The sequence below is a fragment of the Planktosalinus sp. genome (genome assembly GCF_059864935.1).
In genome coordinates this window covers 1-4,282 of record NZ_JCBCCK010000492.1, presented here as the reverse complement: position 1 = coordinate 4,282, position 4,282 = coordinate 1, and the positions used below count along the sequence as shown (strand labels likewise).

Sequence of the window (4,282 nt, the reverse complement as noted above, 5' to 3'; positions counted from 1 at the left end):
CTGACAATGGAAGTCACCATAGTGGTTTCCCGAGGTAGTGACGGTGATAGAAAAACTGCTACCTTGCGTCATGGGTTAGGAATTTTAGAACCCAAAACCCACCGAAAAGTAGAATTTATCACCGAGGAAGTCCTCCCGTTTAAAAACGAATTTCTACTCAGTTTTTTTGCAAATGGCAAACTGTATGACCGCACTTTTGTTTTTGAACCTTACAGCATAAAAGATGAAAATTTAAGTGCAATCCCTTTGTTGGAGGGTGAAGGGGTGTTGGCTGTTTAAAATTACAATCAATCCATTTCAATATGCCCCACTTCTTCATTCCCGTAATATAAAATAAAGAAGGATTCTCTTTCAAATTTCTTAACAGCAAAAAAGGCATCAGCTATAAATGATGTCATAGTAATAGGGACATAATAAGTTTCAGAAACAATTGGGTTATTATTTGTGCCAAAATTTATTTTGCAAGCAATATTTTCGTAATCATTAAAGCTGAAATTATAAAATGTGTCTTTAATACTTGGGTCATAATCAGGAACATTTTGATAAGAGCGGCCTCTATTGTTCAATAATTTAGCCTTTAACAGCTCTCTGCCTTGATAAGTAGGAACTCCTATTGAAAACGGTTTGTACCCTACAAACTCTACCATTTTGTATCTCACTTTATTAACAGTATCAAGCAATGATAATAGATTAACATCAACATCCTTCTTGTTTAACGACCTAATTCTAGACCTTATCATTATTTTTTTTAAGCCATCTCCTTTTACTCTTACATTTTGTTGTGTATAAAAAAGTGTAGGTGCAATTTTTGCTTTTTTTAATTCAATAGTTAAACTATCACCGATAGATACTTTTTGAGCAATTGAAAAGTTAGTGCTAATTAAAATAACGAAACAAATATAAACGACTCTTTGCATAAGGATTAACGATTTAATATTTGATTTAAAGGCACTTTAACTCCTATGTAATATGAAGTTCTAAAAATTTCGTCTTTTATAACTTTAGTAAATGAATTATGTATTCCAACATCAATAATAAATAACTTTGGGAACCTATAATTCAGCCCTATTTTGAATGGAATATCAGTTTTTCGAACTTTATCATTTAACTCTTCATTTTCATAGTCAGGTGTTTTAAGCATATAGGCAATTCCGGCACCGAAATTTAAATATAATTCACTGTTTTTTATTAATGACATTGATCCATAAGGAATAAAACTAATTGATGTGAACTCAGTATCTTTTAAATCAGTTGATGTGGTTTTTCCATAGAACAATTCAGCTGCAATTGCTATTCGTTCTTCCAGAAAATATTGAGCAAAAACACCAAAGCTAAAATTTGTTTCAAATCCTGTAGATTTTGTCCCCTGCCCACCCATTTCGCCAACTATAAAATAGGAATTATCTGGAATTACAAGCGTAGTGGCTTCATAGTTAAACATCGGGCCAATTTCAAATTCTTGAGAATATGAAAAACCATACAGCAGCAGGGTTAAACTTAGAATAATAATTTTCATTTTTTTAAAAGTTATACCCCATTGTAAATTTTAAATGACCATTTTTAACCACTGTAGTTCCTTCAGAAAAGGAGGTGTCATACTCAAAAAGGGTTGTTAATCCCTGATAAAGACCAAGTTCAAAAAACAATTGGTTTATCTTAAAGCCACCACCCAAGTTTAAACCAAGATCGATGTTTGATTCTACTTTACCTATATCCCTGCTCAAAGGTTTTTGGTCTATTAAAAAACCTAATTGAGGCCCGGCGAGTAAATAAATCTTATCCCAAAACTTAAAGTCCAATGAAGAGTTTATGTAGGTTAATTTGTAATCTAATTCTCCTAAATCAAATTGATTAGTTTGATCTGTTTTTGTAAAATCACCTTGTTGTGAAAAGGACAGTTTTGGTCTAAAGCTAATTGTTTCAGAAAGCCCCATGTTGTAAAGTACACCAATCTGTATTCCAAATGATCTTTCAGCAGATGTTTTTTCTAAAAAACCATCTGTAAAATAAGAATAATTGGCCCCGGCAAACACGCCAAAGTTGTTTTGGCCATAATTTATAATACTTATAAAAATGACAACAAAAAGAAGTAAATGTTTTTTCATTAAAAATGGATTAAAACGGATTGTAATTATTCAGCTGTTTTGGTATGGGTTGTTAAAAACACATTGAATCTCACAAAGCAAAAAAAAAAAACAACTTTCAAAGAAAATGTTGTTTTATTTTATAACTCTTTCAATTCCGGTTTTTGGATTTCGTTTAGTATGCAATACAGCGTGTACAAAAATGTTTTCCTTTTCTATTGTGTAGTAAATACCAAAAGGGAACTTTCTGGTAAAAACCACTCGAATGTTTTTATATCTTTTTTGAAAGTGATGAGGGTTGTTTTTTATCAGGTTAAGAGTTTCTGATACTATTAAAATAAAATCGAGTGATAGAGAGGGGTTTTGCTCTTCAAACCAATCTGCTACTTCAGTAATGTCTTGATTGGCATCCGGTTTAATTATAACATTAAACGCCATATTTTTTGAGAAGCTTTTTTTCGAGTTCCTCCCAACTAATGCCGGACTCTGGTGAGTCTTCGTGTTGTTTTAGCCTTTGGTCAAGAATTTCTTTTTCAGAATCGGAAAGCTGCTCATCAGATTCTGCTTCAATGATGGCATTAATTATCTTTAAAATCCGTTCGTCGGCATGGTCAAGATATTTTTTAATTCGATTTTTTAATTCTAAGGTGTCCATAACTGAATGATAATAATCAAATTTACAAATAATTTAATAATCAAAATCTTAAAACAAAAACTAATCCAACTTCTCCGTCAACTTTTTAAACACTTTTTTGGGGTTTTTGTTTTCGTAAAGTATGTCATAAACCGCATTGATAATCGGGGTTTTGGCTTTGTTTTTTTGATTGATCAACCAGGCACTTTTGGTGGCATAATAGCCTTCAGCAACCATGCTCATTTCCATTTGGGCACTTTTTACGGTATAGCCTTTCCCAATCATATTGCCAAACATCCTGTTACGGCTAAAGGTGGAATATCCTGTCACCAACAAATCACCCAGATAGGCAGAGTCGTTGATGTTACGTTTCATTTTATATACTTTTCTGATATACTTTTTCATTTCCCTGATAGCATTGCTCATCAACACACTTTGAAAGTTGTCACCATAACCCAAACCATGGGCAATACCTGCGGCAATGGCATAGATGTTTTTAAGCATAGCGGCATATTCGGTGCCGATGACATCATCGCTGGTGGTGGTTTTTATATAGTCACTACTCAGATATTTGGCAACCAATTTGGCTTTTTCCTCATCAGAACAGGCAACAGTGATGTAAGAAAGACGCTCTAAGGCCACCTCTTCGGCGTGACAGGGGCCTGTAATGACCCCTATGTTTTCTAAAGGGACATGGTATTTTTCATTAAAATGCTCTCCCACAATCATTCCACTTTCGGGAACGATACCCTTAATTGCAGAAATGATGATTTTGTTTTCAAGCGATTCTGTGAGCTTTTCCAACTCACTACTCAAAAACGCTGAAGGAATTGCAAAAATAACCACATCTGCATTTTTGATGGTTTTGTTGATGTCATTGCTTAAGTTGAGCTGTTTGGTATCAAACTCCACCGAACTTAAATAATTAGGGTTGTGGTCTTCTTTTTTGATGTGCTCAATGGCATAGATGCTTCTCATATACCAGTTGACTTTGGGCAGGTTTTCACACAACATTTTCACAATGGCCGTGGCCCAGCTTCCGCCGCCAATTACTGCAAAACTAGGATGTTCTTTCATTAAATGGAAATTTATTATACCAAAAGTACATATTTTAATTCTTTTGAAAAGGGTAAAGACTTGCTTTATGAAAACAGTTAATATTTGGGTTTAAAATTTAACAACAGATTAGCAAATCTTTTACAATTAAAAAATGTAAAATGCCGTTCTTGTGAACAAGAAACCCAAGTGAAACTTTCGGTTTATACCGGAAGTGAAATAAAGGTTTTTTGGTTGGTTATTTAGTTTGAAAGCCGCTCTTGTTTCTCAACAAGGGCGGTTTTTATTTGCGGTAAAAATTCATTTCATCGATATACTTCCAGACTTCAGTGGGCAGCAGTGGCCTGACATTTTTCCCTGCTTTTATGGCTTTCCTAATATGAGTGGAAGAAATTTCCATTATTGGAGCATCTATATGTACAATATCGGGATGGTTTGAGAATTGATTTTCGAGGCCGTTATCGGTTTTTCTGGGGTACACATAAATGGGATACTGCTCCAAAATCAC

Annotated in this window: 8 protein-coding genes; 1 reads left to right on the top strand and 7 read right to left on the bottom strand. The window is 33.9% G+C overall.

Annotation, left to right across the window (positions count from 1 at the left end; genetic code table 11):
- Positions 1-279 (top strand): hypothetical protein (locus tag AC6F75_RS14295; protein WP_500715763.1); only part of this gene is annotated, 279 nt, incomplete at its 5' end.
- Between the two features lie 8 nt (positions 280-287).
- Here AC6F75_RS14295 and AC6F75_RS14290 read toward each other — a convergent pair.
- The 7 genes from AC6F75_RS14290 to AC6F75_RS14260 form a co-directional block, all read right to left on the bottom strand.
- On the bottom strand, positions 288-917 hold the full coding sequence (locus tag AC6F75_RS14290; protein WP_500715762.1) for a hypothetical protein: 630 nt from the start codon (positions 915-917) through the stop codon (positions 288-290).
- A gap of 5 nt (positions 918-922) precedes the next feature.
- Entirely contained in the window at positions 923-1,516 is a 594-nt protein-coding gene (locus AC6F75_RS14285; RefSeq protein ID WP_500715761.1) for a hypothetical protein, read from the bottom strand.
- 4 nt (positions 1,517-1,520) lie between these two features.
- Positions 1,521-2,105, bottom strand: coding sequence for an outer membrane beta-barrel protein (locus AC6F75_RS14280; protein WP_500715760.1), 585 nt, complete (start codon positions 2,103-2,105; stop codon positions 1,521-1,523).
- 114 nt (positions 2,106-2,219) lie between these two features.
- Positions 2,220-2,522: a type II toxin-antitoxin system RelE/ParE family toxin gene (locus AC6F75_RS14275; RefSeq protein WP_500715759.1), complete on the bottom strand. Its 303-nt coding sequence runs from the start codon at positions 2,520-2,522 to the stop codon at positions 2,220-2,222.
- Positions 2,512-2,739, bottom strand: coding sequence for an addiction module protein (locus tag AC6F75_RS14270; protein ID WP_500715758.1), 228 nt, complete (start codon positions 2,737-2,739; stop codon positions 2,512-2,514). Before AC6F75_RS14270 ends, AC6F75_RS14275 begins: the two co-directional genes overlap by 11 nt.
- A gap of 60 nt (positions 2,740-2,799) precedes the next feature.
- Complete coding sequence (locus tag AC6F75_RS14265) at positions 2,800-3,795, bottom strand: NAD(P)H-dependent glycerol-3-phosphate dehydrogenase (protein ID WP_500715757.1); 996 nt, start codon at positions 3,793-3,795, stop codon at positions 2,800-2,802.
- 262 nt (positions 3,796-4,057) lie between these two features.
- Positions 4,058-4,282, bottom strand: a 225-nt coding sequence (locus AC6F75_RS14260; protein ID WP_500715756.1) for a nicotinate-nicotinamide nucleotide adenylyltransferase, incomplete at its 5' end; no start/stop codon positions are given.

What these genes read in the sequence shown, in the direction of transcription:
- AC6F75_RS14290 (WP_500715762.1), bottom strand. Translation starts at nt 917, where the DNA reads ATGCAAAGAGTCGTTTATATTTGTTTCGTTATTTTAATTAGCACTAAC.
- AC6F75_RS14285 (WP_500715761.1), bottom strand. Translation starts at nt 1,516, where the DNA reads ATGAAAATTATTATTCTAAGTTTAACCCTGCTGCTGTATGGTTTTTCA.
- AC6F75_RS14280 (WP_500715760.1), bottom strand. Translation starts at nt 2,105, where the DNA reads ATGAAAAAACATTTACTTCTTTTTGTTGTCATTTTTATAAGTATTATA.
- AC6F75_RS14275 (WP_500715759.1), bottom strand. Translation starts at nt 2,522, where the DNA reads ATGGCGTTTAATGTTATAATTAAACCGGATGCCAATCAAGACATTACT.
- AC6F75_RS14270 (WP_500715758.1), bottom strand. Translation starts at nt 2,739, where the DNA reads ATGGACACCTTAGAATTAAAAAATCGAATTAAAAAATATCTTGACCAT.
- AC6F75_RS14265 (WP_500715757.1), bottom strand. Translation starts at nt 3,795, where the DNA reads ATGAAAGAACATCCTAGTTTTGCAGTAATTGGCGGCGGAAGCTGGGCC.